3 protein-coding genes are annotated in these 4,864 nt (G+C 50.4%); all 3 read right to left on the bottom strand.

Annotated elements, in window-relative coordinates; genetic code table 11:
- Positions 1-173: 173 nt before the first annotated feature.
- Complete coding sequence (locus tag LX69_RS17235; protein WP_111447266.1) at positions 174-1,304, bottom strand: methyl-accepting chemotaxis protein; 1,131 nt, start codon at positions 1,302-1,304, stop codon at positions 174-176.
- Positions 1,305-1,487: 183 nt separating this feature from the next.
- Positions 1,488-2,333 (bottom strand): pyruvate, water dikinase regulatory protein, encoded by an 846-nt coding sequence (locus LX69_RS17230; RefSeq protein WP_111447265.1) that lies wholly within the window; start codon positions 2,331-2,333, stop codon positions 1,488-1,490.
- A 1,030-nt stretch (positions 2,334-3,363) separates the two neighbouring features.
- Entirely contained in the window at positions 3,364-4,698 is a 1,335-nt protein-coding gene (locus LX69_RS17225; RefSeq protein WP_111447264.1) for a DEAD/DEAH box helicase, read from the bottom strand.
- Positions 4,699-4,864: the final 166 nt, after the last annotated feature.

Here is a 4,864-nt window from a genome sequence, read left to right as displayed (position 1 = left end):
GTGAGTGTGTGGTGGGCTTTCCTTCGGAAAGTGTTTTTTGTCCACGAATTACACGAATTGCACGAATTAATTCCACGAATTGAGGGAAATTCTCGTTTAGGAATCGCGGAATGGGTCTTTGTGGTTGACAATGAAGAAAGGGGTTTTGAGGGGGTGTCGGAGTGTTTGATGGTTTAGGATTGTTGAGGGGGGGTGTTGATTTTGAAGAAGCTAACGGAGGCTTTGAGGGTATTGGCTTTAACCACCATGTTTTGAGCGTTGTCGTTGAGGTTGTCGGCGTTGAGTGTGTTTTCCTGGGCTTTTTCGTTGAGGAGCTGGATGGCCAGGTTGATTTGCTGGGCACCGGAACGTTGTTCGTCACTGGCACGTGTGATTTCGTTGACCAGGTTACCTGAGGTTTCGATGTCGGGGAGGAGCTCACGGATGAGCAGTGAGGCGTGTTGGGTGAGATTGACGGTTTGGCTGGTAGATGAGATGATTTCGTTGGCGGCATTGCGGCTTCGTTCGGCCAGTTTACGGACTTCGGAGGCGACTACCGCAAATCCTTTACCCTGGTCACCGGCACGGGCCGATTCGACGGCGGCGTTGAGAGAGAGGATGTTTGTTTGCGCGGCAATTTCGTTGATGATTTTGATGCGTTGCGCGATGTGCTCAATGGCCTGTTGGTTTTGGTGGGACGTGTTGGCAATGAGTTTCATGTTGTTGGCAGCCTTTTGCGATATCTGGTTGGTTCGGATGGCGTTTTCGGCGTTTTGCTGAATGGTAGAAGCCATTTCTTCCATCGAAGAGGAGACCTCTTCGATGGAAGCGGCCTGAGCGTTTGCGCTGTCGAACATCGATTTGGCCATTTGTTCCAGCTGTTGACTATCGGCGGTGAGCATGTCGGCGTTGTTTTTAATGTCGGTCACCACGCGTGAGAGGTTTTCTTGCAGCGACAAAAGGGTTCGGTTGAGTTTTCCTATTTCATCGTTACGGTGTTGATGTTGGGTGTCGACGTTTAGTTGGAGGTTTCCATTGGCCAGGTCATCGAGTTGGTCAGTGGCTTGCCTGAGGGGTCGCAGGAGACGTCCGGAAGCGGCCAGCAGAAGAACCGAAGAAAAGACGCCCAGCGACGTTGAGAGCCACAGTGGGTATTGTTGGGCGAAATGGTTGGCCAACGAGGTGTTGAGCAGCACCAGGAATAGGTTTCCGACCCACATCATTCCGATTTTGAAAAACACAGAACCTTTGAAGTAGTGTCGCAGCACTAAATAGGCCACGGGGATTCCGATGATAAAGGTGGGGAGGAGTCGTAAGAAGAACATAGTCGGTTAATTATTAAGGAGTTATTTGTGTGTGTTTGTAGAAGGATATTCAGGAAAGGGTGTATCAATGGAATTGCAAGAGTTTTCGTTGATTCGTCAAACAAATCGATCAGATTGAAGTTTATAAGTCAATTTGTTTCGCGGACTCATATTAACGAAATGATATCTCTTCCTAAATAGAGGTTATAAGCTGAGCTTTTGGTGACGGTGACCAAAGCGGTCGGAGATGAGCTGAAGGATTTCGTTGGCGGTGCTTTCGATGGGTTTGTTGGTGACGTTGATTTTGGTGAAACCACCGCGTTCGAAAATGAGATTTGCGTAAAGGAGTTCTTTGCGCACGGCATGATGGTCGGTGTAGTTGTCGGTGGGGAACTGTCCCATGGCAGCCAGCCGTTTGTGTCGGTGTGAGATGAGATGTTCGGCGCTGATGACCAGTCCGAAAACGCGTCGAGCATCGACTTTAAAGAGTTCGTCGGGGGGCTGTATGCCTTCGACGAGGGGTACGTTGGCCACCTTCCAGCCGAACATGGCCATGTAGATGCTCAGGGGTGTTTTACCGGCTCTGGAGACACCGGTGAGGATGACGTCGGCATCGAGGAGACGTTCGGGGTTGAGTCCGTCGTCGTGTTCCATGGTGTATTCAATGGCTTCGACGCGTTGGAAATAGGGGGCGTTGATGCGGTGAAAGAGGCCGGGGTCGTTGATAGACTGAAGACCCAGGTCGTGTTCGATGAAGTCTGCCATGGGGCCCATCATGTCGGCGTGCTTGATGTGGTTTATTTCGCAGAGGTTGATGAAATAGTGACGAAGGTCGCGAGTGACGAGGGTATGCACCACGAAACCGCCGGTACGGATGATTTTAGTGATGGCTTCGTCGGCTTTCTCAGGGGTTTGCACATCGGGAACGATGATGACCTGGATGTTGTTTTCGGGGTACTGTACGAGTAGGGATTGCAACATGGAGTGTCCGGCGACGCCTTTGCCCCCGGAAACGACGTAGACGAGGGCGTTTTTTGAGATTTTTTCCATTGTAAAGGGGTTGGTTTGATGAAGAGCTAAGATAGGGAATTTTGGGATGAATGGGGAGCTGTGACCGGATTAAAATGCAGTGGTTCAAAATGGGGTGATTTCAGGGCAATGCAAGAGGGGATACATTAGCAGATAATTCAGCTTTGAATCATCTTGCTTAGCGTCACCCAATAAGAACTGACACTGAGTTGCAGTGAGATAAGATGAGATCGGTGAGGAGAAGAAGCTTCAGTGCAACAGAGTGAAAGAGTTTTATGGAAGGCACAGGGGGACCGAGTTTTTCAGGTTGTGATGTGGGGTTGAGAAAATTCGGAAGAGTTTTTTTGCTCTATTCTGATTTGTGTGGGTAATCATAAGTATCAATTCACACTAACCATTTTTTCGTGCCCTCGAGCCGGGCGGGCTCTTACTTTTTGGCTACAGCCCCAAAAAGTAAGCAAAAAAGGCCGCCGCTGACGTAAAATGGCTAAAAATCATAGGCCTTCGCTAAAATCTGCGAACTCGCAAGCTCAAACAGCGCATATTTTTTAACGCTCAGGCCTATGATTTTTTTAACGCCATTTTCCGAAGGCGGCTTAGTTACCTTGTTTGATTTCGTGCATTCATATTTTGTTTACCCACAGGATTCGACATAGAGCCAGTTTTTTTAACCGCGAATTGCGCGAATTTTGAATGGCGGGTTGGATATAGGCAGGCAATAATTTTCCGATCTTTTCTGCCTAATGGCAGGATATTAAGGTGAGAGTTAAAAGGTCAATACGTCGCACTCATTGCATGGCGTTGAGAGGGGTGCGACGTGTTGATAACGGATATGTGATTCAATGTCGTTTAGTTAAGCCGCAATCGGGCACCAGCATTAGTGTAGGGCAAAGCCCTGCATATTAGTCGCAAACGAGCTCAAGCCCTCGAAGGGGTGTAAGCTTACGCCCTTTCAGGGCTCTAAGATTGTGGTTGCATTCATCGTTGGGCGATGGCCAACGCTACTGCTTATCGCCCTTTCAGGGCTTCACTAAACGACATTAATATGAGATCATTTTTTTTTGGCGCCTTTGGTGATTGGCTTGCCGTATTTTTGCATCATTTTGACTTTGTGGGGGATTTTGTTGTTGACTTTTCGGTTTTTATCGCTTTTCTGATGGAAGGCACCGCCGTGTTCCGGGTCGCGTTTAGGGGTTTGGGTGAGGGTGTTTTTCATGGGCACCGGTTCTTTGTCGGAGGGGGCGAGGATGGCCGACACGGGTACTTCGTCGGGGAAGGGGAGTTCGGGGATTGATTGTCCCATGAGGGTTTCGATGGCGGAAGTCTTGTCGATGTCGCGCGGGACGATGAAGCTGATGGCGACGCCTTTTTGGTCGGCACGTCCGGTGCGGCCTATGCGGTGGATGTAGTTTTCGGGTTCGGCTGGCATGTCGAAGTTGATCACGTGCGACACCTGCGAGATGTCGATGCCCCTTGAAATGAGGTCGGTGGCGATGAGGATTCTGATTTTGCCATCGTGGAATTTGTTGACGGCTCTGAAGCGGTAGTTTTGAGCCTTGCGGGAGTGGATGACGTCGGTTTGGTCGGGGAACATGGGGCTGAGTTGCTCAAAAACCTCATTGGCCAGTTCCTTGGTGGCGGTAAACACGAGCACTTTGTTCATGTCGTTGTTTTGACGCAGCAGATGTTCCAGTAGGTTGATTTTTGTGTAAAAGTTAGGCACACGAAAGGCGCTTTGCGCGATGTTATCGAGGGGCGTGCCGGCCGGCGCTGCTTCGATGCGGACGGGGTCGTTGAAGAAATTCCGGATAAGCGCATCGACCTCGGGGGTGAGTGTTGCCGAGAACATGAGGTTTTGCCGTTTCGGGGGCAGCAGGTCGAAGATGGCTGAGATTTGGGTTCTGAATCCCAGGTCGAGCATCTCGTCGACCTCGTCGAGGATGAGTTTCTTGACCATTTTGAGGTTGATGTGACCCTCCACGGCCAAATCGTAAAGGCGGCCCGGAGTAGCCACCAACACGTCCATGCCGCCGCTGATATCCCAGGCTTGTGTTTTCATGTTTACGCCGCCGTAAACGCCATGCACGGTGACGTTTTGGTAGGCGGCCAGAGCTTTGACCACGTCCATGACCTGAACGACGAGTTCGCGGGTGGGGACGATGATGAGGATTTGCGGGTTTTTGTTTTTGTCGAACGTCCACTGGCGCAGGGCTGGCAGGGCAAAGGCGATGGTTTTACCGGTTCCGGTTTGGGCGATGCCCAGCACGTCGCGGCCGGACATGATCACGGGAAAGGCTTTTTCCTGGATGGTGGTTGGATGTGTGAAGCCCAGGTCGTTGATGGCTCTGATGAGTGGGGAGGTGAGGTTGAGCTCGGCAAATGTCATGATGTAATCGAATTAATGTGCCGCAAAGGTATAACAATATGATGGGAGTTGTATGGGCGTGGGGGGAATGAGTTGCAATGAGATGGAGATGGCTTGTTGCGGTGATGGTGAGAGATTTTGATCAGAGAGTTTTCAGTGAACACAGAGTCAAAATAAACGCAAAGGC

Source organism: Breznakibacter xylanolyticus, from assembly GCF_003254275.1.
Taxonomy (GTDB): Bacteria; Bacteroidota; Bacteroidia; order Bacteroidales; family Marinilabiliaceae; genus Breznakibacter; species Breznakibacter xylanolyticus.
Note: the sequence above shows the minus strand (reverse complement) of the source record. Positions and strands in the feature narration are given on the sequence as shown.

Bases quoted from the DNA above. Each gene is read 5' to 3' on its own strand.
- LX69_RS17235 (WP_111447266.1), bottom strand. From the start codon at position 1,304: ATGTTCTTCTTACGACTCCTCCCCACCTTTATCATCGGAATCCCCGTG.
- LX69_RS17230 (WP_111447265.1), bottom strand. From the start codon at position 2,333: ATGGAAAAAATCTCAAAAAACGCCCTCGTCTACGTCGTTTCCGGGGGC.
- LX69_RS17225 (WP_111447264.1), bottom strand. From the start codon at position 4,698: ATGACATTTGCCGAGCTCAACCTCACCTCCCCACTCATCAGAGCCATC.